A 26,786-nucleotide genomic window follows, 5' to 3' on the forward strand; every position below is an offset into this window, starting at 1 on the left:
AATGAAAACGCTGCTGATGGTAGACAGTTCGCTGGGGCAGGCCCGTGGCCACCTGGCGAAACGCATGCTGGAGGCCGCCGCGGCCAAAACCGGCCTGACGCTGGTCGAGTCGCTGCAGGACGCCGAACTGGTGGCGGTGGCGGGGCAGGCTGCCCCTGCTGACGCCGGGCTGAACGGCAAATTGGTGTATGTGGGCGAGGTAGAACAGGCGGTGCGTGAACCGGACGCGTTTCTGGCGCGCGCCCAGGCCGAAGCTGAAACCTATCAGGCGCCGCAGGCGGCGGCTGCGGTGAAAGCCGGTGGGCAAAAACGCATCGTGGCGATCACCGCTTGCCCGACCGGCGTGGCGCACACCTTTATGGCGGCCGAAGCCATTGAAAGCGAAGCGAAGAAGCGCGGCTGGTGGGTGAAGGTGGAAACGCGCGGTTCCGTCGGCGCCGGCAACGCCATTACCCCGGAAGAAGTGGCGGCGGCGGATCTGGTGATCGTCGCGGCGGACATCGAAGTGGATCTGGACAAATTTGCCGGCAAACCGATGTACCGCACCTCGACGGGCCTGGCGCTGAAGAAAACCGCCCAGGAACTGGACAAGGCGCAGGCCGAGGCGGAAGTGTTCCAGCCGCAGCAGCGCGGCAACGCGGCGCCGGCGGCGAAAAAGAAAGAGGGCAACGGCCCGTATCGTCACCTGCTGACCGGCGTGTCCTACATGCTGCCGATGGTGGTGGCGGGCGGGTTGTGCATCGCGCTGTCGTTCGTGTTCGGCATCAAGGCGTTTGAAGTCAAAGGCACCCTGGCGGCGGCGCTGATGCAGATCGGCGGCGGCTCCGCCTTCGCGCTGATGGTGCCGGTATTGGCCGGTTTCATCGCCTTTTCCATCGCGGATCGTCCGGGCCTGACGCCGGGCCTGATCGGCGGCATGCTGGCGGTGAGCACCGGCGCCGGGTTCCTCGGCGGCATCATCGCCGGTTTCCTGGCGGGTTACGTCGCCAAGGCGATCAGCAGCAAACTGCATCTGCCGCAGAGTATGGAAGCGCTGAAGCCTATCTTGATCATTCCGCTGGTGGCCAGCCTGATCACCGGTCTCATCATGATTTACGTGGTCGGCACGCCGGTAGCGAAAATCATGGAAGGCCTGACCCATTGGCTGCAATCGCTGGGCACCGCCAACGCCGTACTGCTGGGGGCGATCCTCGGTGGCATGATGTGCACCGACATGGGGGGGCCGGTGAACAAAGCGGCCTACGCCTTCGGCGTGGCGCTGCTCAGCTCCTCGGTGTATGCGCCGATGGCAGCCATCATGGCCGCCGGTATGGTGCCGCCGCTGGCGATGGGTCTGGCGACGCTGCTGGCGCGCCGCAAGTTCCCGAAATCCGAACAGGAAGGCGGCAAGGCGGCGTTGGTGCTGGGGCTGTGCTTCATCACCGAAGGGGCGATTCCGTTCGCCGCCCGTGACCCGATGCGCGTGCTGCCGTGCTGCATCGCCGGCGGGGCGCTGACCGGCGCACTGTCGATGGCGTTCGGCGCCAAGCTGATGGCGCCGCACGGCGGGCTGTTCGTGCTGCTGATCCCGGGCGCGATTTCGCCGGTGCTGCTGTATCTGGTGGCGATCGCCGCCGGCACGCTGTTGGCCGGGGTGGCGTACGCCCTGCTGAAACGTGCTGAAGTACCGGCGGCCAGCGTGGCGTAACGGCGAGCCAGCCATAAAAAACCGGAGCCCAGGCTCCGGTTTTTTCGTTTGGGCGCCGCGTTACTGCTGCGCCTTCAGCCAGGCGATCTCTTCGGCCCAGATATCCGGGTTTACCGTTTCCAGAATCAGCGGGATATTGTCGAAACGCGGATCGCGCATGATGTAGCTGAACACCGTTTTGCCGATGTTGCCTTCCCCCAGGCTGTGGTGGCGGTCGACGCGGCTGTTGAACTCGCTCTTGGCGTCGTTCAGGTGCATGCCGCGCAGGTAGTTGAAACCGACGATGTCACCGAGCTGTTTGAAGGTGTGTTCGCAGGTCTCTTCGGTACGCAGATCGTAACCGGCGGCGAAAGCGTGGCAGGTGTCGATGCAGACGCCGACGCGGCTTTTGTCTTCCACGCCGTCGATGATCGCCGCCAGGTGTTCGAATTTGAAGCCCAGGTTGCTGCCCTGGCCGGCGGTGTTTTCGATTACGGCCGTCACGCCGGCGGTTTTGTCCAGCGCGATATTGATCGATTCAGCGATGCGCGCCAGGCACTTGTCTTCATCGATTTGCAGCAGGTGGCTGCCGGGGTGGAAGTTCAGCAGCGTCAGCCCCAGCTGCTCGCAGCGCTGCAGCTCGTCGATGAACGCCTCGCGCGATTTTTCCAACGCCTCGGCCACCGGGTGCCCCAGGTTGATCAGGTAGCTGTCGTGCGGCAGGATCTGCCCCGGCCCGAAGCCGTACTGGGCGCAGGCGCTCTTGAACTTATCGATCACGTCGGCGGCCAGCGGCGCGGCCTTCCATTGACGCTGATTTTTGGTGAACAGGGCGAACGCGGTCGCCTCCAATTCGTGCGCGCGGATAACCGCCTGATCCACGCCGCCTGACGCGCTGACATGTGCACCGACAAACTTCATCTTCATTCTCCTGTGTTATCGGTGACATTATGGCATTGATGGCGGGCGGATTGAATGGTGAAAAGCGGCGGCCCGCCGAAGCGGGCCGCCGAGGGCGATTACAGCAGGTGTTGCACCAGTTGGTTTATCGCGCTGCCGCCGACCAGCAGCCAGAGGAACAGCAGCGTGGCCAGCAGAATCGGTTTCATCCCGGCCTGGCGCACGGCGCTGATGTGGGTGGTCAACCCCAGCGCCGCCATCGCCATTGCCAGCATCCAGGTGTCGGCGGTGATCAGATGGCGCACCAGCGTGGCCGGCAGCAGGTTGAAGGAGTTCAGCCCGGCGACGGCGATAAACAGCACGGCGAACCACGGCATGGTGATGGCGGATTTTTCCGCCTTGCCTGCGCCGCCGCGGCTGATGTAGCCCGACAGCAGCAGCAGGAATGGTGCCAGCATCATCACGCGGATCATCTTGGCGATCACCGCCGCATTTTCGGCGTCCGGCCCGATGGCGTGCCCGGCGGCGACCACCTGAGCCACTTCGTGAATGGTGGAGCCGGCGTAGATGCCGAAGGTTTCCTGGCTGAACGGCAGCCACTGGAAGTGTTCATTCAACTGATACAGCCACGGGTAGGCGAAGATAGCCAGGGTGCCGAACACCACCACGGTCGAGACCGCCACCGCCACTTTGCTGGAGTCGGCCTTCAGCACCGGTTCGGTGGCCATCACCGCCGCCGCGCCGCAAATGCTGCTGCCGGCGCCGATCAGCATCGCGGTTTGGCTGTCGATGCCGAACACTTTCTTGCCGAGCCAGCAGGCCAGCAGGAAGGTGGTGATCAGGGTCAGCGCGTCGATGATGATGCCGCTGGCGCCGACGTCGGCGATCTGCTGAAAGGTCAGCCGGAAGCCGTAAAGGATAATGCCCAGACGCAGCAGACGCTGTTTGGCCAGCTGCACGCCGCCGTGACAAACGGTTTGCCAGCGGGGGTACAGCGTGTTGCCCACCAGAATACCGAGCAGGATCGCCAGCGTCAGCGCCCCCAGGCCCAGCTCCGCCACCCAGGGAATGTCGCCGGCCCAGACGGCCAGCGCGGTGAGCGCGCCGGTCAGCGCCAGCCCCGGCACCAGCCGCGGCAGGCCAAACAGCGGAAAGCGTCGCTCGGGATAGGTGTGAGTGGTATCAGTCGCCATAAAAGTCAGTCCTTCAGTCTGTTTCTTGCTGCTAAGAGTACGTTTGGGCTGAATAAAAGAGAAATTGATTATATATTTATAACCTATCTGAATAAGTGGTATGGGATCAAGCATTGGCATAACGCCGCATTGCGGCTAGGGTGTGGAGGAGCGGCGAGCCGCCGTCAACTTTCCAACTAACAGGAGCAGGCGATGGATACCGACGATCAACGCAGAGAGCAGGTAGATCAGGAAGTGGGCCGCGCGGTGCGGCGGTTGATTGAAGAAAACAAGACGATCGACCGCGAGCATCTCGTGGCGATGCTGCAATTGATACAGCGGGACGAAGCCGGCACGCCGCGCGAGGCGGCGCTGGCCGCGGCGGCGCAGCTGGTCGCCTTGGGCAAGTAGCGCGCCGAACTGGCCGCAAACGGGGTAGCCTGGCCGGGCTACCCACATCATGTTGACATTAATTTTGCGGTTCTCTGGCAGAACCCTTTTTCAATACCGGGACGGCTATGCATATCACGTTGCGTCAACTGGAAGTCTTCACCGAAGTGCTGAAAAGCGGCTCGACCACTCAGGCCTCGGTGGTGCTGGCGCTGTCGCAGTCGGCGGTCAGCGCGGCGCTGGCGGATCTGGAGGGGCAACTGGGCGTGCAGCTGTTCGATCGCGTCGGCAAACGGCTGGTGATCAACGAACACGGCCGGCTGCTGTATCCCAAGGCGCTGGCGCTGCTGGAGCAGGCGGGGGAGATCGAGCAGCTGTTTCGCCATGACGGGGGGGCGTTGCGCATCGCCGCCAGCAGCACCATCGGCAACTACATGCTGCCGGAGATGATCGCCCGTTACCGCCGGGACTTTCCGGCCACGCCGCTGGAGCTGAACGTTGGCAACAGCCAGGACGTGATCGTGGCGGTGGCGGATTTCCGCGTCGATCTGGGGCTGATCGAAGGGCCTTGCCATATGCCGGAGCTGGTGACGCAGCCGTGGCTGGAGGACGAGCTGGTGGTGTTCGCTGCGCCGGATAACCCGCTGACCCGTCAACCGCCGACGCTGGAGGCGCTGGCGAATGCGCCGTGGATCCTGCGTGAGCGCGGTTCGGGCACTCGCGAGGTGCTGGATCATCTGCTGTTGGCGCACCTGCCGCACTTTCAGCTGGTGATGGAGCTCGGCAACTCGGAGGCGATCAAGCATGCGGTGCGGCACGGTATCGGCATCAGCTGCCTGTCCCGGCGGGTGGTGGCGGAGCAGCTGGCCAGCGGCGCGCTGGTGGAACTGCCGGTGCCGCTGCCGCCGCTGCGGCGCACCCTGTACCTGATCCGCCATCGGCAAAAGCACATTTCCAACGCCTTGCAGCGTTTTCTCAGCTATTGCGTGCTGTAATCGACAGCGCGTCACGTCTTCTATCGCCGCGCAGGCCAAAGAAAGCATAAAAACCTGCGCGCGCTCACATTAATGAGAGTAAGTAAGGCCATAAGGGGCGCGGCTAATAATTGCCTCTGAATTATGAAGCTATCTTATATCGGTGCAATGTTGCTAGTTCACCGGCGGGTATTTGTTACAATCCGCCCTCATTTTTCGAAGAGCAGATAGATAGGGAACGAATGGCTCAGCAGGATATAAAAACATCGGGGCAGCAAGCTCCCGGATTGCGCCGCGAGCTGAAAGCCCGGCATTTGACCATGATCGCCATCGGCGGCTCCATCGGCACCGGCCTGTTCGTCGCCTCGGGCGCCACGGTTTCTCAGGCAGGTCCCGGCGGGGCGCTGCTGTCTTACGCTCTGATCGGTTTGATGGTGTACTTCCTGATGACCAGTCTGGGCGAACTGGCGGCCTTTATGCCGGTCTCCGGTTCATTCTCCACCTACGGCGCCAAATACGTGGAAGAAGGCTTCGGCTTCGCACTGGGATGGAACTACTGGTACAACTGGGCGGTGACCATCGCCGTTGACCTGGTGGCTTCGCAATTGGTGATGAGCTACTGGTTCCCGGACACGCCCGGCTGGATCTGGAGCGCGCTGTTCCTCGGCCTGATGTTCCTGCTGAACTACATTTCGGTGAAAGGGTTCGGCGAGGCGGAATACTGGTTCGCGCTGATCAAGGTCAGCACCGTGATTATTTTCATCGCCGTCGGCGTGCTGATGATTGTCGGCATTCTGAAAGGCGGCGAGCATGCCGGCTGGCAGAACTGGACCATTGGAGATGCGCCGTTCGCCGGCGGCTTCTCGGCGATGATCGGCGTGGCCATGATCGTCGGCTTCTCGTTCCAGGGCACTGAACTTATCGGCATCGCGGCCGGCGAATCGGAAAACCCGGGTAAAAATATTCCGCGCGCGGTGCGTCAGGTGTTCTGGCGTATCCTGCTGTTCTATATCTTCGCCATCCTGATCATCAGCCTGATCATTCCGTATACCGATCCGAGCCTGCTGCGCAATGACGTGAAAGACATCAGCGTCAGCCCGTTCACCCTGGTGTTCCAGCATGCCGGCCTGCTGTCGGCGGCGGCAGTGATGAACGCGGTGATCCTGACGGCGGTGTTGTCCGCCGGTAACTCGGGCATGTACGCATCGACCCGCATGTTGTACACCCTGGCATCGGAAGGCAAAGCGCCGCGCATCTTCGCCAAGCTGTCGAAAGGCGGCGTGCCGCGCAACGCGCTGTACGCGACCTGCGTGGTGGCCGGGCTGTGCTTCCTGACCTCGATGTTCGGCAACCAGTCGGTTTACCTGTGGCTGCTGAATACCTCGGGCATGACCGGCTTCATCGCCTGGTTGGGCATCGCCATCAGCCACTACCGTTTCCGTCGCGGTTACATGCTGCAGGGGCGCGATCTCAACGACTTGCCGTACCGTTCCGGGTTCTTCCCGCTGGGGCCGATCTTCGCCTTCGTGCTGTGCCTGATCATTACCCTGGGCCAGAATTACCAGGCCTTCTTGCAAGACAAGATTGACTGGTACGGCGTGACCGCGACCTACATCGGCATTCCGCTGTTCCTGCTGATTTGGTTTGGTTACAAGCTGTCGCAAGGCACCCGTGTCGTGAAGTACAGCGAGATGGAATTCCCGAAGATGGACGTGAAGTAATCTTCGGTGAGTGACGCGCGGCGGGGGCTCCCGCCGCGTTTTGTTTTTACTTTTTCCCGCCTTTGGCTTCCGCCAGCGCCTGCTGCGCCGAGCTCATCAAACTCTCTACCGTCGCGTAATGCTGCGTCAGCGCCAAAATGCCGGCGTTAAGCCGCATGTTCACCTCGCCGAACGCGCCAAAATCGTAGGGCGCCTCCAGCGGCGGCACAATGCGCGCCAGAAACTCGCTTTCCGCGCCGTAGGGCAGATCGTGCACCAGAATCAGAAACAGACCGCCGGTATAGCGGCAGACGTAGTCGCTCGGGCGGATCAGCGTCTTGAGGCGCTCGCCGACGGTGCGCAGCACGTCGTCGCCGATCTGGACGCCGTGACTTTGGTAGAGCGCCGCCAGCGGGCCGAATTCGAGAATGAACAGGTGGGAGATCGGCTGCGCCGTTGCGGGGCGGCAGATGCTGCGCATCACCACCTCGCCGCCTGCGCGGTTGAGAAAGCCGGTCAGGCGATCGCGGTGCGATGCCTGCTGCTTCTCCCAGGCCAGCGTGACGTGCTGCACCAACTGGCGGTGGTAGCGCGCGATCATGCCATGGGCCAGCACCAGCCACAGCGGCGCGAGATCCGCCATGACAAACAGATTTTGCACGCGCGACAGCGGCGCCGCCAGCAGGTAGGGCAGCGTCAGCGCGATCACCTCAAGCAGCGCGAAGCGCGGCGCGGCGGCATGGCGCTGCATCAACCAGCAGGCCAGGGCGGTGATGGTCAGGCCGGCGAACAGGATCAGCACGAAGCGGCCCGACAGCATCGCCAGCGCGGCGCTGGCGCCAACCAGCAGCGCCCACAACAACACCGTCACCAGCATGGCGTTCGGCCAGGCGGGTTGGCGCCTTTGCGCCAACCTGGCACGCCCGGCGGTCAACAGCAGCAACAGCAGCAGCAGGCCGATACCGACCAGCGGTTGGTTCAGCCAGGCGTACCCCACCAACAGCGCGGCCGGCCCCACGGCATTCAGCCAGGGGGTGAGAGGAGAGGGCGTCAGCGTGAGACGCAGCTGGCGTTGAAATGGTTCGTCATCGGCGTGCAGCGGGCTGTGCAACAGCCAGTTCAGCAGCGCCGGGCGTTTGGGCGTTACCGCCGGAGATGGACTTCTCATTACAGCCTCGTCAATAAGGCCGCTCTTGCGGCGGCCTGAAAGTTTTTTGCACGCGCGGTGCTGTGGTTTTGGATTCTATGTGGTTTTGCCGCTATTTGTCAGAGTCTGGTCGGATCAGGAATAATTTTCAGAATAATTAACCTACTGGCCGTTGGCGGGGGAAAGCGTGGTGGTTTGAAAAATGGCGATAAAAAACAAATTATTACATTTCGACAACGCCGTTTTCACCTATTGATATGATTGATAAGTATTATCGTTTGCTTTATTGTGGGCGGCTGCGCGCAGGCGGTCGCCGCGCGCTTTCCGGTTTACGGCGGACGCCTTCGCGCCGCTGTCATGATGGTTGTAACAGGTATCTTAACGAATGAGCGTATCCACCGATCCCATGACTGACGCCAAGGGGCAACCCAACGCCGGCGTGATGGGGCGTTATCAGCATATTCTTCGCCATCGCCTGTTGATGATGGGCGTGTTGGCACTGGCGATCCTGGGCTCGCTGCTGCTGGATTTCACCATGGGGCCATCCGGCCTGTCGCTGTCGTCTTTGTGGCAAACGCTGCTTGATCCCGCCGCGGCCGATGCCGGCACGCGGGTGATCGTCTGGGACATCCGCTTGCCCTATGCGCTGATGGCGGTGGTGGTGGGCTTTGCGCTCGGCCTGGCCGGGGCGGAAATGCAGACCATCCTGAATAACCCGCTGGCCAGTCCCTTTACTCTCGGCGTGTCTTCCGCCGCGGCCTTTGGCGCCGCGCTGGCGATCGTGCTCGGCATCGGCATTCCGGGGATCCCCGATCAGTGGTTCATCTCCGCCAACGCCTTTATCTTCGCGCTGTTCGCCGCGCTGATGCTCGACGGCATCACGCGCTGGACGCGGGTCGCCACCTCCGGCGTAGTGCTGTTCGGCATCGCGCTGGTGTTTACCTTTAACGCGCTGGTCTCGATGATGCAGTTCATCGCCAGCGAGGACACGCTGCAGGGGCTGGTGTTCTGGACCATGGGCAGCCTGGCGCGCGCCTCGTGGGACAAGCTGGGCATTCTGTTCGGGGTGTTCGCCGTGCTGCTGCCGCTGTCGATGATGAGCTCGTGGAAACTGACCGCGCTGCGTCTGGGGGAAGACCGGGCGGTAAGCTTCGGCATCGACGTGCGTCGCCTGCGGCTGACCACGCTGCTGCGCATCAGCATGCTCTCGGCGCTGGCGGTGGCTTTCGTCGGGCCGATCGGCTTTATCGGCCTGGTGGCGCCGCACATCGCCCGCATGATCTTCGGCGAAGATCACCGTTTCTACCTGCCGGCCAGCGCGCTGATTGGCGCGCTGGTGCTGTCGATGGCCTCGGTGGCGTCGAAAAATCTGGTGCCCGGCGTGATCATTCCGGTGGGCATCGTCACCTCGCTGGTCGGGGTGCCGTTCTTCCTGAGCATTATTCTGCGCCACCGGGGGAACGTATGAGCCAGGGGTTACGGATAGAAAACTTCTCGGCGGGCTACCCGAAACGCCAGGTGATCGACAATCTCTCGGTGCCGATGCTGCCGCGCGGGCAAATCACCGTGCTGCTGGGGCCGAACGGCAGCGGCAAATCGACGCTGCTGCGTTCGCTGGCCGGGCTGAACCCGGCGCAGGGCAAGCTGTGGCTGGACGACGGCGATCTGATGCAGATGCCGTTCGCCCGTCGGGCGGAGAAAGTGGTGTATCTGCCGCAGTCGCTGCCCGCCGGGGTGCATCTGCACGTGCTGGAGTCGATCATCGTGGCGCAGCGCGCCTCGGGCGGCCGCAGCAACGCCGGCAGCGAAGCGGAAGTGATGGCTTTGCTGGAACAGCTGGGCATCGCCCACCTGGCGCTGAGTTATCTCGATCAGCTGTCCGGCGGCCAGAAACAGCTGGTGGGGTTGGCGCAGTCGCTGATCCGTCAGCCGTCGCTGCTGCTGCTGGATGAGCCGCTGAGCGCGCTCGATCTTAACTATCAGTTCCACGTGATGGATTTGGTGCGTCGCGAAACCCGCAAGCGCAATATCGTGACGGTGGTGGTGGTGCATGACATCAACATCGCGCTGCGTCACGGCGACCACGTGCTGATGCTGCAGGATGGCGATCTGATCGCCGACGGCGCGCCGGATCAGGTGATAACGCCGCAGAGCCTGGCGCGGGTCTACGGCGTGCGCGGGCGCATCGAGCGCTGTTCGCAGGGCACGCCGCAGGTGCTGATCGACGGCCTGGTAAACCAGCCGACGATTTAATCCAGGAAAAAGCCCGGCATCGCCGGGCTTTTTTTATCGCGCAGCGTGGGTTAGCGCCTCGCTCACGCGTTCGACGACGTGCTGAGCGGTGACGATGCCGCCGGACAGATAAACCTCGGCCGCCGGCAGGTAGACCACCTGGCCTTTCTTCACCGCCGCGGTTTTCTTCAGCGCGGTGCCGGTAAGGATTTTCTGCGGCGCCACCGCGTTCGGCCGCCCGGTCGCGGCGTCTCTGTCGATGACGAACAGCCAGTCCGGGTTCAGTTTGGCCACCTGCTCAGGCGTCAGCTTGTTGCCGCGCACGTCTTTTTCATCGGACTGCAACGCGGACGCGAAGCCGAGGGCGTCATAGACGAAGCTGAAACGGCTCTTGGGGGCGTAAGCGCTGATCTTGCCGCCGGAGAACAGCACCACCAGCCCGCGTCCGGCCTGGGCGGCCTGTGGTTTGACCGCCGCGATCTGCGCATCCAGCTTATCGACCGCCGCCTGCGCCTGTTGCTGCTTATCGAACAGCTCACCCAGCTGCAGCGTGCGCTGTTTCAGGCTGCCCAACTGATCCTGCTGATCGACGGACATATTCAGCGTCGGCGCCAGCGTGTTCAGCTCGTCATAGGCTTTGGACGCCCGGCCGGCGATCAGGATCAGATCCGGTTTGGCGGCGCGCAGCACGGCCATATCCGGCTCGAACAGGGTGCCGGCATTGAGGTATTTGTCGTCCTGATAGCGTTTCAGGCTATCCGGCAAGTTTTTGCGATTGCCGGGCAGCGCCAGCGGTTCGACGCCCAGCAGCTGCAGCGTTTCCAGCGAGGCGTAATCCAGCACCACGATGCGCTGCGGGTGTTTCTTCACCTCGGTGCTGCCGTTCAGGTGCTGGACGTTGACGGTGGTCGAGGCCGCCGGCGCGTCGGTTTTGCTGTGGCAACCCGCCAGCGCCATCGCGGCCAGCAGGGCGATCATCAGGGGGGAGCGGCGTAATTTCATGGGGCTTCCTCACGGTGATGGAATGAAAAGGGCGCGCAGCGCGCGCCCGGGGGCATCAGAAGTTGTAGGTCATGCCGACGGTGTAACGGCGGCCGTCCAGCGTGGTGTTGTAGTGATCGTAATCCACGGTCTTGTCGAGGATGTTGTAGACCCCGCCGGTCAGCTGCAGGTTTTTCGCCGCCTGGTAGCTCAGGCCCGCATCGACGAAGGTGTAGGACGGCGTGCTCTTGGCCATCGAGGTACGGCTCAGATACTCAGACGTTTTGCTGCGGAAATTAACGCGCGACCACAGGCTGAGGTCCTGCGTGGCGCGCCAATCCAGCACGGTGTTAACCATGTGCTTCGGCATCTGGTTGAGCGCCTTGCCCTGGAACTCGCCGCTCTTCTGCTCGGAAGAGGTGTAGGTGTAGTTGGTGTTCCACTTCCAGTCTTTGTTGATCTGCCAGCCGAAGGTGGCTTCTACGCCGCGCATATTGGCTTTGTCGACGTTGACGCGATCGCTGATAAAGTCGTAGACGTCATTGCCGATCTTACAGTCCGGCGTGTCTTCGCAGCGGCGCACTTCGGTGATCTTGTTCTTGAAGTCGGTGTTGAAGACGGTCACCCCGGCGTTGACGCCTTTCAGGCTATCCCACATCAGGCCGATCTCTTCGCTCAGGCTCTTCTCCGGCTGCAGATCCGGGTTGCCGACGATGATGCCTTTACGCACGCCGCCGCCGGTGACCTGGCCCCAGTTGGCGGAGGATTGGCGCAGATCCGGCGATTTGTAGCCGGCGGAGACGCCGCCTTTCAGCGTCCACTGTTCGGTCAGGTGCCAGACCCCGTACATGCGCGGCGTCCAGTGGCTGCCGAAGTTTTCGTCCTGATCCATGCGGATGCCGGTCGTCAGACTGAAGTCGTTGGTCAATGCCCACTCATCTTCGGCGAACAGCGCCCAGCTCCAGCGCGTCAGCTTGCTGAGACCTTGTGCCGATTCAAGCTGGTTGCCGCTGTCGCTCAGTTTTTCATAGCGATACTGACCGCCGAGGTTCAGCATGTGTGAACCCAGCTCGAACTGGTTCTGGGTGTTGAAGATGGTGTTGTACATCTTCATTTTGCGGCCCGGGTTGTTGGTCTCTTCCCGCTGAACGTAGCTGGTGGAGTTGCCGAAGTCGTAATAGCCGTTGTGGGTCAGCGCGTAGTTGGTGCGTGTATACAGGCTTTCGCTGCGCGATGTCGGCGTGCATTTGCCTTTGCTGCAGCGTTCCGCTACCACCGATTTGCCCGGCGTGCTGTTGCGATCCTGCAGCGAGCGGCCGATTTCGAAGTCGAATTCGTTTTTCTCGTCCGGGGTCAGGGTGAACACCGCGGTGCCGCTGCGCATGCGCTGCTCGTTGTAACCGTTGGTGATTTTATCTTCGGCGCGGCGCGACAGCAGGCCGTTGACCCGCAGGCCGAGCAGGCCTTCAACCAGCGGGCCGGAGGCGTAGGCGTTGGTCTGGAACAGATCGCCGGAATCGCGGTTTTCCTGAAGGGTGGCGTCGCCGTGCAGCGAGCCTTTCCACTCGGTGCGCGAGGTCTTGCGGGTGATGACGTTGATCACGCCGCCCATGGCGTCGGAACCGTACAGCGAAGACATCGGCCCGCGCACCACTTCGATACGTTCGATGGCTTCCATCGGCGGCAGCCAGCCCTGTTCGATGCCGGCGTTATCGCTGTTCGGCCGGGTGCCGCGGGTGTCGACGCGCTTGCCGTCCACCAGGATCAGCGTGTACTTGGAAGACATGCCGCGAATGCTGATGTCGCTGCTGCTGGCGCCGCCGGTGACCACTACGCCCGGTACGTCTTTCAGCGCATCGGTCACGTCGCGATAGGCTTTATCTTCGATCTGCTGGCGCGGGATCACCGAGATGGAAGCGGCAGAGTCCTGAATTTTTTGCTGAAAGCCGGAGGCGGTGACGACCATGGTGTCCTGGGTGTCGTCCTGCGGCGCGGCCAGCGCGGCGGTGGCGCTGAGTGAGGCGATCACCAGAGCGGCGAGCTTGCTGTAACGTGGCGTTTCCATGAGGTAAACCTTTCCTGGATTGAAGTGAAAGTAATTAACCAATTGAATTTCTAATGAAATTATTCATCGTTCGCTGAGAAATACTTCGCTTCGTCAGCGTTGCGTGAGGGTATTGTAAGGATTTTTTTCTTAATGTAAACGCTAATGATAATTCATATCATTTGTATGCTTGTTCTGCTGACGGAAAAGGGTAACCGGATGAATTAAAGGGAAAAGCGGCGCAGCGGGCGTGCGCCGGGAAGGATCAGCGTTTCTGGATGTAGGTGATGGCCAGCGCCAGCGCCAGCACCAGGCCTTTGATAATATCCATGGCGTAGTAGGGCACCGACAGCATCACCAGGCCGTTTTGCAGCACGCCAAGGATCACCGCGCCGATCAGGGTGCCGAGCGCATTGGGTTTGCCGGAGCCCGCCAGCGAGAAGCCGATATAGGCCGCCGCCACCGCGTCCATCAGATAGCCGCCGCCGGCATTGACCTGCGAAGAGCCGATACGTGACGCCAGCAAGATGCCGCCAAGCGCCGCCAGCCAAGAAGAAATGACGTAAGCGGCAACCCTGTAACGCACGGTGCGGATGCCCGACAGACGCGCCGCCTCGGGGTTGCCGCCGATGGCGTACATGCGGCGGCCGTGCTTGGTCAACGACAGGAACAGCTGCACCGCCACGGTGACCGCCAGCATGATCAGCACGATCACCGGCACCTGACCGAGAGCGGCAAACACCTCCGGGATTAGGCCTTCCGCCATGTCGCCATTCGGCAGCACCATGTTTTGGGTGATGGAACCGCCGTAGCTGTAGGTCATCGCCACGCCCTGGATCACGAACAGGCTGGCCAGCGTCGCCAGCATATCGGGGATTTTGAGCACCACGATCAGCAGGGCGTTGAACAGGCCGACCAGCGTGCACAGCAGCAGCGTTATCACGATGGCGCCGGTGGTACCGAAACCGTGCCAGACGAACAGCGAAATCACCAGCGCGTTGGCCAGCGAGGCGGTCGAGCCGACCGACAGATCGAAACCGCCGACCGACAGCGAGATGGAGACGCCGATGGCGATCACCGTCACGATGGCGATCGAACGCAGGATATTGATGATGTTGTTGGCATCGAGAAAGTTGTCCGACGCCAGGCCAAACAGGGCGATCAGCGCCGCCACGGTCAGCAGCATGCCCCACTTGTAGAGGAAATCAAACAGCTGTTGGCGCCAGGGCAGCGCAGGCCGTAAGGCAAATTCTTTACTCACGCAGGGGTTCCTCCGGTGGAATAGAGCAATAAGGTTTCTTCGTCGATGTCGGCGGCGTTCAATTCCGCCACGATGCGGCCGTCCCACAGCACGCAGATGCGATCGCACAGGCCAATCAGCTCGGCGAACTCGCCGGAGGCGTAAATCACGCCTTTGCCGGCGCGGGCCAGGCCGTCGATCAGGCTGAACAGCTCCTGTTTGGCCTTGATGTCCACGCCCTTGGTCGGCTCATCGAAGATCAGCACCTCGGCGTCGCCGCGCAGCCATTTGCCGATCGCCACTTTTTGTTGATTGCCGCCTGACAGGCGCGCCAGCCGCTGTTGCGGGCCGGAGGCGCGAATATTCAGACGCTGCATGATCTCGCGCGCCCAGCGCAGCTCTTGCCGCCGGCTGAACAGGCTCCAGCGCGAGAAGCTGTCGTCGGCGCTGACGCTCAGGTTCATCGGGATCGCCTCGTCGATGAAAATACCTTCTTTGCGGCGTTCTTCCGGCACCAGCGCCAATCCTTGTTCGACCGACAGGTGCGGCGCGCGTGGCACCCAGGGCTGCCCGCGCAGTTCGCCGCGCTCGAGCTGCACGGCGCTGGCGCCGAACAATGCCTTGCACAGTTCGGTTTTGCCCGCCCCGGCCAGCCCGGCGATGCCGAGGATCTCGCCTTCATGCAACCGCAGCGAAACGTCGCGCAGCTTATGGCGATCGTGCAAGCCCTGCACCTGCAGCAGCGTTCGCTCAGGGTGTGGCGGGCGCGGCGGCGGGAAAATGTCGTCCAGCCGATGGCCGAGCATCTTCTCGACGATCTGTTCGCCGCTCAGCCCGCGCATGGCGTCTTCGCTGACGCGCCGGCCGTCGCGCAGCACCGTTAGCCGATCGCAAATGTCGCTCAGTTCGTGGATGCGGTGGGAAATAAACACGATGCCGATGCCTTCGGATTGCAGGCGGCGCACCACGTTAAACAGGCGCTCGCTCTCGGCGCGATCGAGCGGCGCGGTCGGCTCGTCAAGCACCAGAAAACGGCAGCGGTGCGACAGCGCGCGCGCCAGCAGCACCTGCTGTTTTTCCGCCAGCGTGCAGTCCGCCAGGCGTCTGCGTGGGTTGAGCGGCAGCGCCCATTGCTGCAGCAGCTGCGCGGCGCGGCGGTGCAGCTCCGCCCAGTTCAGCCAGTGGCCCGGCTCGTTCAGCCAGTCAAGCATGATGTTTTCCGCTACCGACAGCGTGGGGATCAGCGCGACGTCGACCTCTTGCTGCACCACGTGAATACCGTGACGGCGCGCCTGCAACGGGGAGTGGATCGCCACCGGCTGGCCGTCGATCAGGATCTCGCCGCGATAATGATCGTGGGCGCCGGAGAGGATCGCCATCAGCGTCGACTTGCCCGCGCCGTTGGCGCCGACCAGCGCATGGATTGATCCGCCCTGCAGCGTGAAGTCCACGTCCTGTAGCGCGTTGAAGCCGGCGAAGGCGATCGAGATATTGCGCATCTCGAGGCGTGAAGGCGTTGCGGTTGACATAGGGTGTTAAGGCCGTTTAGATGTTTAGATGGCTGTTTTGCTCTGTTGTAACACAGATTGCGCCGTTGGCAACCAACAAAATGGCATAACGGCGATGAAAAAAGCGTGGGTGAGCAGGGGCGCAACCCGCGTCAGGCTGCGCCGGTGCGAGAAGCGGTCAGAAGGTGGTAGGGGTGTGTGCGCTGACGATGCGGCAAACGCGAGCCGACGTATTGCTGAAGCTGTGCGGAATGCCGGTGTTGATGGCGTAACTCTGACCGGCGCTCAGGCAATAGCTCTGGCCGTTGATGGTCAGCACGATCTCGCCCTCCAGCAGGGTGCCGATCTCTTCGCCCTGATGCTTGATCTTTTCGCCGGTGGTGGTGCCGGGCTGGTAGGTTTCCAGCATCATCGCCAGGTTGCGCGTCGGGCTGCCGTTGTGCACCAGCTTCATCGACACCCCCTGGCTGCCGATCTCAATCAGATCCTCGGCGTCGATCACCACGCGCGGTTCGTCGACGGCCTCCGGTTCGGCAAAGAATTCAGACAGCGACAGGCCATACACCTTCAGCAGCTTTTGCAGCGTGCTGATGGCCGGGCTGACCTTGTCCTGTTCGATGGTGCTGATCGCACTGTGGGTTAACCCGGACAGTTCGGCGACCCGGCGCTGCGACAAACCCAATTGCTGACGGATCTGTGACAGGCGTTTGCCCGGTGCCAAGCTGGCTTCGCTCATAGCGGTACTTCCTTCTGGTAGGGGCGACAGGCAGACATGAATATCGTTATCGGGCGCCTGTCTGGGCGATAACGATGCTGCATGATATCGATAGTTAGGGCAGGTTTGGAAAATATATTGCCCATGTTCACTCTCGGTGCGTTGGACGAAATAGTTGACGTAAAAATGACAGCAAGGCCTTTTCGGTCAATATTTTATCAATTTAGCAGCCGGTGGTGAATAATCAAACAGGATTGTAACATTTGCAAACCCATTCTGTTAATACTATGTTTCATATTGTGGATGTTATTTTGAGCGCCCGGCAGCGGCGCGACCTGGCGAGAAATCCAATCATGTGTTGAATCGAACGGCGGACGGGCGCTAACGCGCCTTAAGAGCATAATGGCGGGTGACGTATGCAAACCAATAGCGCAGCAGTTGAACATTTTGCACAGCATCATGAAGAGAGGCGAAGTAGCGCGTTCCAAAATGAGGTTGCTCATTATTTGGAACGCCATCCCGCCACGCAGTATGTCGATATCCTTCTTACCGATCTCAATGGTTCCTTCCGCGGCAAACGTATACCCGTCTCAGGGTTGAAAAAACTGGAAAAAGGCAGCTACTTCCCCGCGTCGGTGTTCGCCATGGACATCCTCGGTAACGTGGTGGAGGAGACCGGCCTTGGGCAGGAGCTCGGCGAGCCGGATCGCATTTGCCTGCCGGTGCCCGGTTCGCTGACGCCGTCGGCCGCCGATCCGGAGCATATTGGCCAGGTGTTGCTGACCATGCTGGATGAAGATGGCACTCCCTTTGACGTTGAACCCCGTAATGTGCTGAACCGCGTGTGGCAGGCGCTGCGACAGCGCGGCTTGTTCCCGGTGGCAGCGGTAGAGCTGGAGTTTTATCTCATCGACAGGCAGCGCGACGCAGAAGGCGATTTGCAGCCGCCGTGTGCGCCCGGCACGCAGGAGCGCAACACCCAAAGCCAGGTGTACTCCGTCGATAACCTGAACCATTTCGCCGAGGTGCTGAACGATATCGACGCGTTGGCGAAGCTGCAGGGGCTGCCGGCGGACGGCGCGGTGGCGGAGGCGTCGCCGGGGCAGTTCGAGGTCAACCTGCGCCATTCCGACGACATCTTGCTGGCCTGCGACCACGCGCTGGCGCTCAAGCGGCTGGTGCGGCTGGTGGCCGAGAACCACGGTATGCACGCCACCTTTATGGCCAAACCCTATGAGGATTACGCCGGCAGCGGCATGCACGTGCATGTCAGCATGCAGGACGGGGCGGGCAACAACCTGTTCGCCGACGGCGAAGGTGAGGATTCACCGTTGCTGAAACAGGCGCTGGCCGGGATGATCACCCTGATGCCGGCATCGATGGCGCTGCTGGCGCCGAACGTCAATGCCTATCGGCGTTTCCAGCCGGGGATGTATGTGCCGATCCAGGCCGCCTGGGGCCACAACAATCGCACCGTGGCGCTGCGCATTCCCTGCGGCGAACCGGAGAATCATCGGGTGGAGTACCGAGTGGCCGGCGCCGACGCCAACCCCTATCTGGTGATGGCGGCGATCCTGGCCGGCATGTTGTACGGGCTGGACAACGCGCTGCCGTTGCCTGAGCCTGTGACCGGCAACGGGCTGGAGCAGGAGGGGCTGCCGCTGCCGATCCGCCAGAGCGATGCGCTGTACGAGTTTGAACATCAGCATGCGTTGACCCACTATCTGGGCGAGCGTTTCACCCAGGTTTATCACGCCTGCAAGACGGACGAATTGCTGCAGTTTGAACGGCGGGTGACGGAAACCGAGATCGACTGGATGTTGAAAAATGCCTGAATGGGCGTATAAAGTAAGAAGTATGTGCGGGCGACCGGCCTGCTGGTAGCGGATTAATTCGCCTGCCGGGCTGGTTTTCCGTTCGATCGACAAAAAGAATTTGTATTTGAGGGCTTCCGGATCTTGTCATCCGGAGGCATTCTGGTGCAAAATATCTCAAATGCAGATAGCCGACGTTTTGAAAGCGTCGGTTATTTTTTTTGCATTAAGTTTTACCAACGTAGCGTTTCATACACCAAGCGAGGCCGGACACCGATCCGGATAGATAAATAGTTTCGTGCACGATCAAACAAAACTTTATGGTCGTGACTCATGAGGATTAGAAAGATGGGGCAATTTTTCACTTTAGCGCCGGTGCCCGCCGGTTTCCGCTGTGGCCGCAGCGACTATGGAGCAGCCGAGGTTACCTCGACCCGTTATCCAGCTTACAATCCCCTTCTTTTAGAATTAAGTCGCTCGTTGCGAAGTTTCCCCGCAACCTTAAGTCTTGGCGTGTCCGCCATCCGCAAGGCTCAAGGTAAGGGGGGGCTGAACAATGTCCGATAACACCCTTAACGCCGCTCCGGCTCAGCGCACTCAGCTGCGTAAAACCCTGACATTAGTTCCGGTAGTGATGATGGGTCTGGCTTATCTGCAGCCAATGACCATCTTCGATACCTTCGGCATCGTATCCGGCCTGACCGATGGTCACGTCGCGACCGCGTACGCCTTCGCTCTGCTGGCGATCCTGTTTACCGCCCTGAGCTACGGCAAGCTGGTGAAGAAGTTCCCTTCCGCCGGTTCCGCCTACACTTACGCCCAGAAAGCCATCAGCCCGCACGTCGGCTTTATGGTGGGCTGGTCATCGCTGCTGGACTACCTGTTCATGCCGATGATCAACATTTTGCTGGCCAAGATTTACCTGGAAGCGATCTTCCCGGGCGTCCCGTCCTGGATCTTCGTGGCGGTGCTGGTCGGGTTGATGACGATTTTCAACCTGCGCGGCATCAAGCTGGTGGCCAACCTGAACTCCATCATCGTGGTGGTGCAGGTGGCGATCATGATCGTGTTCCTGGGTCTGGTGATCAACGGCGTTTACCACGGCGAAGGCGCCGGTACGCTGGTCAGCAGCCGCCCGTTCTGGTCTGATAACGCTCACGTGGTGCCGATGATTACCGGCGCGACCATCCTGTGCTTCTCGTTCCTGGGCTTCGACGGCATCAGCTCACTGTCCGAAGAAACCAAAGACGCAGAGAAAGTGATCCCGAAAGCCATCTTCCTGACGGCGTTGATCGGCGGCATCATCTTTATCGTGGTGTCTTACTTCGTGCAGCTGTATTTCCCGGACATCTCGCGCTTCAAGGATCCTGACGCGTCGCAGCCTGAAATCATGCTGTACGTGGCGGGCAAGTTCTTCCAGTCGGTGATCCTGGTGTTCTCCTGCGTGACGGTATTGGCGTCAGGCATGGCGGCGCACGCGGGCGTTTCGCGTCTGATGTACGTTATGGGCCGCGACGGCGTGTTCCCGACTCGCTTCTTCGGCTATGTGCATCCGAAGTGGCGTACCCCGGCGCTGAACGTGCTGCTGGTAGGCGCCATCGCGCTGTCCGCGGTGTCGTTTGACCTGGTGACCGCGACCGCGCTGATCAACTTCGGTGCGCTGGTGGCCTTCACCTTCGTCAACCTGTCGGTGATCTCGCAGTTCTATATTCGCGACAAGATGAACCGCACCGTGAAGGACACGTTCAACTACCTGATCCTGCCGGTGATGGGCGCACTGACCGTCGGCGCGCTGTGGATCAACCTGGAAGCCAGCTCGATGACGCTGGGCCTGGTTTGGGCGGCCATCGGCCTGATCTACCTGGCCTTCGTCACCCGCAGCTTCCGTCTGCCGGTGCCGCAAGCGAGCGAAGACGCCGCCTAAGCGCGAGCCGTCTCCTCAGCCACAAAAAAGGCCGCTTTCGCGGCCTTTTCCTTTTCTGCTTGCTGCGGGTTTTATCCCACCAACTCTTTGCCGTAATCGAACAGCGCTTTCAGCAGGGCGGTTTTCTCTTTGTCGCCTTCGTGCAGGTTATACAGTGATTCGAGCTGCAGCAGGTAACTCTGCACGCGCTCCGCGCTCAGCGCTTCCTGGCGGTGTTGCAGCCAGCGGCGCTGCTCGGCGTCGTCCAGCGTATTCGGATAGTTGCGCGCGCGGAAGCGGAACAGCAGCTCTTTCATGCGGCCGTCGCTGAAGGCCAGATCCAGCGCCGGCAGGTTCTGCGGCTTGGTCTGCTGGATAATCCTCATCGCCGCCTTGTCGGCGTCGCTGAAGAAACCGTCGTACAAGCGGGCGTCGACGTCCTCGGAACCTTTGAACGGCTCGGCTTCGGCGAACAGCGCCACCACTTTCTCGCGCACTTCCGGGTGCTGTTTCAGCAGCTGCAGATTTTGCAGGCACGCCTGACGATCGATGCCCAGCCGCTCGGCGTTCTCCGGCAGCAGGGTTTTGGCCGGCGCCAGCACCGGGCATTTGTTGATGTGCACCAGCTTGATCGGCACCGGCGCCTGATCCGGCGCCAGATCGTCGCGGCGGGTGTACAGCCTTTCACGCAGCTGCTCAGCGCTCAGCGTCAGCAGCGGCGTCATGTCGCCGGCCAGATCGCACATGATCACCGCGTTCTTGTTGTCCGGGTGCCAGGCCAACGGCGACACCCAGCTGGTGTTGCCGCGCGCCGCGCCGAACATGCCGGAGACGTGCACCAGCGGCGTCATGTCGGCGACGTCGATCAGGGCGTTCAGCTTGTGCTTGTTGCGGTGCTGCAGCAGGAAATCGAACAGCCGCGGCTGCGCCTGCTTGACCAGCTTGGCCATGGCGATAGTGGCGTAAACGTCCGACATCGCATCGTGAGCCTGCGTGTGTTCGACGCCGTTGGCGCGCGTGAGGTGTTCGAGGCGGAAGCTGGGGAAACCGTCTTCGTTTTCCGGCCAGACGATGCCGTCCGGGCGCAGGGCGTAGCAGGCGCGCATCACATCCAGCAGATCCCAACGCGAGTTGCCGTTTTGCCAGCTGTAGGCGTAGGGATCGTAGAAGTTGCGATAGAAGATATTGCGGCTCACTTCGTCATCGAAGCGGATGTTGTTGTAACCGAGAATGCAGGTGCCGGCCACGCTGAAGGCCTGATGGATTTGGCGGGTGAACTCGGCTTCATTAACGCCTTTGGCGCGCGCCACCTGCGGCGTGATGCCGGTGATCATCACCGCCTCCGGTTCCGGCAAGTAGTCGTCGGCCGGGGCGCAGTAGATGACCAGCGGCTCTTCGATAATGTTGAAATCCATATCGGTGCGCACGCCGGCGAACTGCGCCGGGCGGTCCAGCGCCGGGCTCTTGCCGAAGGTCTCGTAATCGTGAATATAAAATGTGGCCGTTGCCTTGCTGCTCAAAATCGCGTCTCTTCAGTGGCGGATACAATATGCCCCTATTGTAACGGCGTGGGGAGCGATGCCAAGCGGCGGTTAGCGAAATGCGCGCAATTACGCACGGCGATAGTAATCCAACCGCTGATGAAAGTAGGGGAGCAGGTGGTCGGGGATCTGTTGTTCCGTTTCCGTCTGGGTCGAGGCGATGCCGTAGCGCTCGTTGTAGATCACGCTGATGGCCAGCAAATCGGTTTCTATTTTCTCGCGTTGCGCCTGCGGTAAGCTATCCAGCTTTCGAGCCATCGTTATCTCCCTGTTAATCTTAGGGTATAATAGGATCGTTAGCCGGTCTTGTCCCTACCCATTCCGGGGGGCGGCGGAGGCCTGAACGCTTTGCTGCGGGCAGGGGGGCAGACTGTGGCGGGCGGCGAACTCGCTCTGCGCCTGGTGCGCATTGAGGCGATCTGTCCGATTATACAGCGAACAGGCGCCGCTTATCACTGCCCCCCAAAACAGGGTGCACAGCAGCAAAACCCCCAACCAGATTTTTTGGTTATAGGTCATAAGTCCTCCACGGACGAGAAGAGAAATAACATTGACCGTTAAATTAAATCAGGCACTACATCAATAGTATTTAAACGGCGGAGATTAATCATAGAATCTACGCGGTTCTTTTGTTACTAAACCCATGATGGATGTTTCAAAAGATTCCTTAAGATAATATTAAGAAAAGTGTTTAAGGGCGCCGTAATTCTATTTAATATTTGTTTAAATATCCGCGGATACAATCAACCACATTCAATGCCAATGTGGGTGACAATGATGAAAACGCTACTGTTGACCGGCGCTACCGGCTTTCTTGGTGGTGCGGTTCTCGAAAAGTTATTGATTGAAAATCAGTCTGTTAATTATCTTTTACTGGTGCGTGCAGACGATGCGCAGCAAGGGCTGGCCCGTATTCGCGAGAATATGGAAAAGTTTAATATCGATGCGAACCTGCTGTCTAAAATTACGATTGAAAATATATTATTGGGCGACCTTTCCGAGCCGGCCGACTTTTTAACTGACGCTCGTATTAACAATGTTACGCACGTTATTAACTGCGCGGCCGTTGCTTCATTTGGTAATAACCCGCTCATTTGGAAGGTAAACGTAGAAGGCACTCTGGCCTTTGCCGAAAGAATGGCGCAGGTGCCGGGATTAAAACGTTTCCTGCACGTCGGCACCGCCATGTCCTGTTCGCCGGAGCCGGGTTCGCTGGTGGCGGAGAGCGGCGAGTTTGAGGAAGACGCCGAACACCTGGTGGAATATACCCGTTCCAAATCCACCATCGAACAGCTGATGCGCCAGCGCTGCCCGCAAATGCCGTTGACCATCGCTCGTCCGTCGATCGTGGTGGGGCACACCCGCCTGGGCTGCCAGCCTTCCAGCAGCATTTTCTGGGTGTTTGGCATGGCGCTGATGCTGCGCAAGTTCATGTGCTCGCTGCAGGACAATATCGACGTGATCCCGGCGGACTATTGCGCGGATGCGCTGGTGATGCTGATGAACAGCGAAACGCTGGAGAACGACGTTTATCACATCTCCGCCGGTGAGGAGAGCAGCGTCAGCTTTGCCGAAATTGACAATGCCATGGCGGCGGCCCTGGAAAAAGCGCCGGTGGGCGATGAGTATGCGCAGGTGACCTATGACGCGCTGGTGAAAATGCGCCGCCAGCTGAAAGACATTTTCGGCCCGTGCAACGAGCGGCTGATGCTGAAGGCGATGCGCCTGTACGGATCGTTCGCCATGCTCAACGTGCGTTTCAGCAACGAGAAGATCCTCAAGCTGGGCATGCCGAAACCGCCGCGTTTCACCGACTACATCGCCGGCTGCGTGCAGTCGACGCGCGGGCTGTCTATCCAGCAGCAGATGGTGGTGGACTTCAAATAACCGCCGGGCGCAACGGGCGCCCGAGGTTATCGTCCGTTACCAGGACGAAGACGACCAGAAGACGCGGCCGAGCACCACCAGTTGCTCCTTGCGCTGCTGATAGCTGAGATGCTCGTCCTGGTACTCTTCCCGGTTGAGGGAGCGGATGACGACGCCGCCGTCCGGCTGTTCGATCAGCACCTTCACCCGCAGCAAATTGCCGTGGCGGATGGCGTAGGTCTTGCCCTCGCGGATGCGCGTGTCGTCGGTGTTGATGCCGACCACGTCGCCGTCCTGCAGACGCGGTTCCATGCTGGAGCCGGAGATGCGGATAATGCGCGCGGCGTTGACCGCCACCCCCATCTTGTGCAGATAGTAACGGCGGAAGATCAGCGAAAACTCCTCGCGATCGACGATTTCGTAGCAGCCGTCGCCGGCGGAAAAATCGATATCCAGCAGCGGGATCTCCACAAACTCTTCCTTGTCTTGTTCGGTATCTTCCCATACCACCGGTTTCAAACGGGCGGGCTGGAAGTCCGACTCCGCCGCCACGTTGTCAAACGGGCGCACCAGCTGCTTTTCATGAAACACGTCGAACCAGCCCTTGGGCAAATTCAGCCTGGCCTCGATCCGCCTGGCCAGATTGTCGCCAAGATTGCGGGAGGATTTCTCCCCGATGATTTGGCTCAGCGTCGGCGCGGAAGACTCAACCAGCGTGGCGAACTCATTCTGGTTGACGCCTTGTCGGGCGTAGCGGGCCATCAATTCGCGCAGATTGTTGCGCCTGATTTCTTTAGTTTCCATCGTGCAATGATCGCACTCTTTAGCAAAAAGGTAAATAACGGTTTTGCTAAAAAACGCTTGCGCATGATTTAGCAATTAGCTAAAACAAAAAGGGTGAGCCAAGGGTTCACCTGTGCGGAGCGGCCTGTCATGATGAGAGGCCGCTCAGTGAAATCAAACGAGAGAGGGACTTTACGATGTACAAGATTGATTACAATAGCTACCGATCGGTCGCCAGCTTCGGCCACCGCGTGCGTTTTCTGGTGCTGCACTACACGGCGCAAAACTTCGCCGACTCGGTGACGTCGTTGACCGGAAAATCGGTCAGCGCGCACTATCTGGTGCCGGATCCGACCGATGCCACCTATCAGGCCGCCGGCTTCAGCGGCGTGCGCATTTTCAACCTGGTGGACGAGAACGAGCGCGCCTGGCATGCCGGCACCAGCCAGTGGGGCACCCGCAGCAATATCAACGACACCTCGATCGGCATCGAGATCGTCAACCTGGCGAGCGGCGACGGTGGAAACATCACCTTCCCGCCGTTCAATCCGCAGCAGATCGAGGCGGTCACCCAGCTGGCGCAGAACATCCTGCAGCGCTATCCGGACATCTCGCCGGTGAACGTGGTGGCGCACTCCGACATCGCGCCGGGCCGCAAGAGCGATCCGGGCCCGCAGTTCCCGTGGCAGCAGCTGTATCAGGCCGGCGTCGGCGCCTGGTATGACGAAGCGACCAAGCAGCAGCGCCAGCAGGAATACTGCAGCCAGGGTCTGCCGGCGCAGGCTGAGCTGCTGAAACTGTTCGCCCAATACGGCTACGACACCTCGGCGGCGAACACCGCAGAAGGCTACCGCCAGCTGGTGCGCGCATTCCAGCTGCACTTCCGTCCGCAGAAGTATGACGGCGTGATGGATGTTGAAACCGCCGCCGTTCTGCGCGCGCTGGTCGACAAATACGCCGCCTGAGCCTGAAGGTGAATGGGGGACGCCTCATTCGCCTTTTCCTCGCCGGGCTTCCTCCGCTAAAATAGCGGCATGGCTGGTGTTTATCGGAGGCACTGTGCGCCTCGATCGAAAAATCTCTTCACTTGAACTGCTGACCTATCGCCACTATCGCATCGTTCACGGCGTGCGCATCGGGCTGGCGTTTATCCTGACCTTTCTGCTGATCCGCCTGCTGGCGGTGCCCGAAGGCACCTGGCCGCTGATCACCCTGGTGGTGGTGATGGGGCCGATCTCGTTTTGGGGCAACGTGCTGCAGCGGGCGCTGCAACGCATTGCCGGCACGGTGTTCGGTGCGGCTTCCGGCCTGATCGCCCTGTATCTGGAACTCTATTCGCTGCCGCTGATGCTGGCATGGTGCGGCGTGGTGATGTTCGTCTGCGGTTACCTGACGCTCGGCAAACGGCCGTATATGGCGCTGCTGGTGGGGATCACGCTGGCGGTGGTGTGCGGCGCGGGCGCCGGTGACATGCACACCGCGCTGTGGCGCAGCGGCGACGTGATCTTCGGCTCGCTGCTGGCGCTGCTGTTCACCAGCATCTACCCGCAGCGCGCCTATATTCTGTGGCGCATGCAGATGGCGGACTGCCTGCAAACCGCCGCCCGCCTCTACGGCGCGTATTTTTCGCCGAACGTCATTGAGCGGCCGCGGCTGGAGCCGCAGCTCAAGGATCTGTTGAATCAGGTGGTGAAGCTGCGCAGCCTGATCGTGCCCGCCAGCAAGGAAACCCGCATCCCCAAAGCGGTGTTCGAGGCGGTGCAAACCCTCAGCCGCAATCTGGTGTGCACGCTGGAGCTGATGGCCGACGCCTACTGGGCCTCGCGTGAAACGCACTTCATTATGTTGAACGCCCGCACGCTGCGCAGCACCCAGCTGCTGACGCTGAGCTCGCTGGAGTCGTTGGCGGTGCTGATGCGCGAAGGGCCGCAGGCGCAGCGGCAGGCGGCGGCGGGGCAGTTGGCGGAGATCGCCGGCGAGCTGAAAACGCTGATGCAGGAGGTCAGCCTTGGCCAGCACGGCGAAGCGCCGATTTACGGCTATGTCTGGCTCAGCATGGAGCTGGCGCAACAGCTGGAAGAGCTGGGGGATTTGCTCCAGGTCTGCACCGCCGCCGGGCGTGAATAAGGGGTCAGATCATGAAGGCGGCGCTTTGGGTTTTGGCCGCCGGGGCAAAGTGGGTAAGATAAGCCAATCACTGTTGTGCCGGA

23 protein-coding genes are annotated in these 26,786 nt (G+C 60.9%); 11 read left to right on the plus strand and 12 right to left on the minus strand.

Annotation, left to right across the window (positions count from 1 at the left end; all coding sequences use genetic code 11):
* Position 1: 1 nt before the first annotated feature.
* Entirely contained in the window at positions 2-1,687 is a 1,686-nt protein-coding gene (gene fruA, locus JL05_RS12310) for a PTS fructose transporter subunit IIBC (protein WP_033632565.1), read from the plus strand.
* Positions 1,688-1,747: 60 nt separating this feature from the next.
* Here the strand turns inward: fruA and nfo are convergent, their stop codons facing one another.
* A complete protein-coding gene (gene nfo, locus JL05_RS12315) occupies positions 1,748-2,587 on the minus strand; it encodes a deoxyribonuclease IV (RefSeq protein WP_033632566.1) in 840 nt (279 codons plus the stop codon).
* Between the two features lie 98 nt (positions 2,588-2,685).
* Positions 2,686-3,759 (minus strand): YeiH family putative sulfate export transporter, encoded by a 1,074-nt coding sequence (locus tag JL05_RS12320; RefSeq protein ID WP_033632567.1) that lies wholly within the window; start codon positions 3,757-3,759, stop codon positions 2,686-2,688.
* A gap of 192 nt (positions 3,760-3,951) precedes the next feature.
* Between JL05_RS12320 and JL05_RS12325 the strand changes: the two genes are divergently transcribed.
* From JL05_RS12325 to JL05_RS12335, 3 genes are all read left to right on the plus strand, one after another.
* Complete coding sequence (locus JL05_RS12325) at positions 3,952-4,149, plus strand: hypothetical protein (RefSeq protein ID WP_033632568.1); 198 nt, start codon at positions 3,952-3,954, stop codon at positions 4,147-4,149.
* A gap of 107 nt (positions 4,150-4,256) precedes the next feature.
* On the plus strand, positions 4,257-5,123 hold the full coding sequence (yieE, locus tag JL05_RS12330) for a DNA-binding transcriptional regulator YeiE (RefSeq protein WP_015378518.1): 867 nt from the start codon (positions 4,257-4,259) through the stop codon (positions 5,121-5,123).
* Positions 5,124-5,344: 221 nt separating this feature from the next.
* Positions 5,345-6,823 carry an amino acid permease gene (locus JL05_RS12335; protein ID WP_033632569.1) on the plus strand — a complete coding sequence of 493 codons (1,479 nt, stop codon included), beginning with the start codon at positions 5,345-5,347 and terminating at the stop codon, positions 6,821-6,823.
* Positions 6,824-6,869: 46 nt separating this feature from the next.
* On the opposite strand, the gene JL05_RS12340 is transcribed toward JL05_RS12335, so the two are convergent.
* Positions 6,870-7,970, minus strand: coding sequence for a GGDEF domain-containing protein (locus tag JL05_RS12340; RefSeq protein WP_033632570.1), 1,101 nt, complete (start codon positions 7,968-7,970; stop codon positions 6,870-6,872).
* Positions 7,971-8,334: 364 nt separating this feature from the next.
* Between JL05_RS12340 and JL05_RS12345 the strand changes: the two genes are divergently transcribed.
* Complete coding sequence (locus JL05_RS12345; RefSeq protein WP_004935667.1) at positions 8,335-9,417, plus strand: FecCD family ABC transporter permease; 1,083 nt, start codon at positions 8,335-8,337, stop codon at positions 9,415-9,417.
* Positions 9,414-10,202 carry an ABC transporter ATP-binding protein gene (locus JL05_RS12350; protein WP_004935663.1) on the plus strand — a complete coding sequence of 263 codons (789 nt, stop codon included), beginning with the start codon at positions 9,414-9,416 and terminating at the stop codon, positions 10,200-10,202. Before JL05_RS12345 ends, JL05_RS12350 begins: the two co-directional genes overlap by 4 nt.
* Positions 10,203-10,235: 33 nt before the next feature.
* Here JL05_RS12350 and JL05_RS12355 read toward each other — a convergent pair whose 3' ends face one another.
* The 5 genes from JL05_RS12355 to puuR all read right to left on the minus strand — a co-directional run bounded on the left by JL05_RS12355 (position 10,236) and on the right by puuR (position 16,690).
* Positions 10,236-11,183 carry a siderophore ABC transporter substrate-binding protein gene (locus JL05_RS12355; protein ID WP_033632571.1) on the minus strand — a complete coding sequence of 316 codons (948 nt, stop codon included), beginning with the start codon at positions 11,181-11,183 and terminating at the stop codon, positions 10,236-10,238.
* A gap of 55 nt (positions 11,184-11,238) precedes the next feature.
* Positions 11,239-13,227 (minus strand): ligand-gated channel protein, encoded by a 1,989-nt coding sequence (locus JL05_RS12360; protein WP_004935657.1) that lies wholly within the window; start codon positions 13,225-13,227, stop codon positions 11,239-11,241.
* A 244-nt stretch (positions 13,228-13,471) separates the two neighbouring features.
* Positions 13,472-14,467, minus strand: a complete 996-nt coding sequence (locus JL05_RS12365; protein ID WP_033632572.1) for an ABC transporter permease — start codon at positions 14,465-14,467, stop codon at positions 13,472-13,474.
* Positions 14,464-15,975, minus strand: a complete 1,512-nt coding sequence (locus JL05_RS12370; RefSeq protein ID WP_004935652.1) for a sugar ABC transporter ATP-binding protein — start codon at positions 15,973-15,975, stop codon at positions 14,464-14,466. Before JL05_RS12370 ends, JL05_RS12365 begins: the two co-directional genes overlap by 4 nt.
* 157 nt (positions 15,976-16,132) lie before the next feature.
* The gene (gene puuR / locus JL05_RS12375) at positions 16,133-16,690 is read right to left on the minus strand and encodes an HTH-type transcriptional regulator PuuR (protein ID WP_004935648.1); all 558 of its coding nucleotides are present in this window, start codon (positions 16,688-16,690) and stop codon (positions 16,133-16,135) included.
* Between the two features lie 395 nt (positions 16,691-17,085).
* Here puuR and JL05_RS12380 point away from each other — a divergent pair, with 395 nt between their 5' ends.
* Positions 17,086-18,504, plus strand: coding sequence for a glutamine synthetase family protein (locus tag JL05_RS12380; RefSeq protein ID WP_031300715.1), 1,419 nt, complete (start codon positions 17,086-17,088; stop codon positions 18,502-18,504).
* Positions 18,505-19,039: 535 nt separating this feature from the next.
* Positions 19,040-20,407: an APC family permease gene (locus JL05_RS12385; protein WP_004935642.1), complete on the plus strand. Its 1,368-nt coding sequence runs from the start codon at positions 19,040-19,042 to the stop codon at positions 20,405-20,407.
* A 71-nt stretch (positions 20,408-20,478) separates the two neighbouring features.
* Here JL05_RS12385 and sbcB read toward each other — a convergent pair whose 3' ends face one another.
* The 3 genes from sbcB to JL05_RS12400 all read right to left on the minus strand — a co-directional run bounded on the left by sbcB (position 20,479) and on the right by JL05_RS12400 (position 22,446).
* Positions 20,479-21,906 (minus strand): exodeoxyribonuclease I, encoded by a 1,428-nt coding sequence (gene sbcB / locus JL05_RS12390; protein WP_033632573.1) that lies wholly within the window; start codon positions 21,904-21,906, stop codon positions 20,479-20,481.
* Between the two features lie 90 nt (positions 21,907-21,996).
* Positions 21,997-22,185 (minus strand): DNA polymerase III subunit theta, encoded by a 189-nt coding sequence (locus tag JL05_RS12395; protein WP_004935635.1) that lies wholly within the window; start codon positions 22,183-22,185, stop codon positions 21,997-21,999.
* Between the two features lie 54 nt (positions 22,186-22,239).
* Entirely contained in the window at positions 22,240-22,446 is a 207-nt protein-coding gene (locus tag JL05_RS12400; RefSeq protein ID WP_033632574.1) for a hypothetical protein, read from the minus strand.
* A gap of 258 nt (positions 22,447-22,704) precedes the next feature.
* Here JL05_RS12400 and JL05_RS12405 point away from each other — a divergent pair, with 258 nt between their 5' ends.
* Positions 22,705-23,814: an SDR family oxidoreductase gene (locus JL05_RS12405; protein WP_031300714.1), complete on the plus strand. Its 1,110-nt coding sequence runs from the start codon at positions 22,705-22,707 to the stop codon at positions 23,812-23,814.
* 36 nt (positions 23,815-23,850) lie between these two features.
* On the opposite strand, the gene JL05_RS12410 is transcribed toward JL05_RS12405, so the two are convergent.
* Positions 23,851-24,597, minus strand: a complete 747-nt coding sequence (locus tag JL05_RS12410; protein WP_004935623.1) for a S24 family peptidase — start codon at positions 24,595-24,597, stop codon at positions 23,851-23,853.
* Positions 24,598-24,773: 176 nt separating this feature from the next.
* Here JL05_RS12410 and JL05_RS12415 point away from each other — a divergent pair, with 176 nt between their 5' ends.
* A complete protein-coding gene (locus JL05_RS12415) occupies positions 24,774-25,541 on the plus strand; it encodes an N-acetylmuramoyl-L-alanine amidase (RefSeq protein ID WP_021505907.1) in 768 nt (255 codons plus the stop codon).
* A gap of 94 nt (positions 25,542-25,635) precedes the next feature.
* Positions 25,636-26,703: an FUSC family protein gene (locus JL05_RS12420; protein ID WP_033632575.1), complete on the plus strand. Its 1,068-nt coding sequence runs from the start codon at positions 25,636-25,638 to the stop codon at positions 26,701-26,703.
* The last annotated feature ends 83 nt before the right edge of the window (positions 26,704-26,786 follow it).

The organism is Serratia nematodiphila DZ0503SBS1, assembly GCF_000738675.1.
Classification (GTDB): Bacteria; Pseudomonadota; Gammaproteobacteria; order Enterobacterales; family Enterobacteriaceae; genus Serratia; species Serratia nematodiphila.

What these genes read in the sequence shown, in the direction of transcription:
- fruA (WP_033632565.1), top strand. Translation starts at nt 2, where the DNA reads ATGAAAACGCTGCTGATGGTAGACAGTTCGCTGGGGCAGGCCCGTGGC.
- nfo (WP_033632566.1), bottom strand. Translation starts at nt 2,587, where the DNA reads ATGAAGTTTGTCGGTGCACATGTCAGCGCGTCAGGCGGCGTGGATCAG.
- JL05_RS12320 (WP_033632567.1), bottom strand. Translation starts at nt 3,759, where the DNA reads ATGGCGACTGATACCACTCACACCTATCCCGAGCGACGCTTTCCGCTG.
- JL05_RS12325 (WP_033632568.1), top strand. Translation starts at nt 3,952, where the DNA reads ATGGATACCGACGATCAACGCAGAGAGCAGGTAGATCAGGAAGTGGGC.
- yieE (WP_015378518.1), top strand. Translation starts at nt 4,257, where the DNA reads ATGCATATCACGTTGCGTCAACTGGAAGTCTTCACCGAAGTGCTGAAA.
- JL05_RS12335 (WP_033632569.1), top strand. Translation starts at nt 5,345, where the DNA reads ATGGCTCAGCAGGATATAAAAACATCGGGGCAGCAAGCTCCCGGATTG.
- JL05_RS12340 (WP_033632570.1), bottom strand. Translation starts at nt 7,970, where the DNA reads ATGAGAAGTCCATCTCCGGCGGTAACGCCCAAACGCCCGGCGCTGCTG.
- JL05_RS12345 (WP_004935667.1), top strand. Translation starts at nt 8,335, where the DNA reads ATGAGCGTATCCACCGATCCCATGACTGACGCCAAGGGGCAACCCAAC.
- JL05_RS12350 (WP_004935663.1), top strand. Translation starts at nt 9,414, where the DNA reads ATGAGCCAGGGGTTACGGATAGAAAACTTCTCGGCGGGCTACCCGAAA.
- JL05_RS12355 (WP_033632571.1), bottom strand. Translation starts at nt 11,183, where the DNA reads ATGAAATTACGCCGCTCCCCCCTGATGATCGCCCTGCTGGCCGCGATG.
- JL05_RS12360 (WP_004935657.1), bottom strand. Translation starts at nt 13,227, where the DNA reads ATGGAAACGCCACGTTACAGCAAGCTCGCCGCTCTGGTGATCGCCTCA.
- JL05_RS12370 (WP_004935652.1), bottom strand. Translation starts at nt 15,975, where the DNA reads ATGTCAACCGCAACGCCTTCACGCCTCGAGATGCGCAATATCTCGATC.
- puuR (WP_004935648.1), bottom strand. Translation starts at nt 16,690, where the DNA reads ATGAGCGAAGCCAGCTTGGCACCGGGCAAACGCCTGTCACAGATCCGT.
- JL05_RS12380 (WP_031300715.1), top strand. Translation starts at nt 17,086, where the DNA reads ATGCAAACCAATAGCGCAGCAGTTGAACATTTTGCACAGCATCATGAA.
- JL05_RS12385 (WP_004935642.1), top strand. Translation starts at nt 19,040, where the DNA reads ATGTCCGATAACACCCTTAACGCCGCTCCGGCTCAGCGCACTCAGCTG.
- JL05_RS12395 (WP_004935635.1), bottom strand. Translation starts at nt 22,185, where the DNA reads ATGGCTCGAAAGCTGGATAGCTTACCGCAGGCGCAACGCGAGAAAATA.
- JL05_RS12400 (WP_033632574.1), bottom strand. Translation starts at nt 22,446, where the DNA reads ATGACCTATAACCAAAAAATCTGGTTGGGGGTTTTGCTGCTGTGCACC.
- JL05_RS12405 (WP_031300714.1), top strand. Translation starts at nt 22,705, where the DNA reads ATGAAAACGCTACTGTTGACCGGCGCTACCGGCTTTCTTGGTGGTGCG.
- JL05_RS12410 (WP_004935623.1), bottom strand. Translation starts at nt 24,597, where the DNA reads ATGGAAACTAAAGAAATCAGGCGCAACAATCTGCGCGAATTGATGGCC.
- JL05_RS12415 (WP_021505907.1), top strand. Translation starts at nt 24,774, where the DNA reads ATGTACAAGATTGATTACAATAGCTACCGATCGGTCGCCAGCTTCGGC.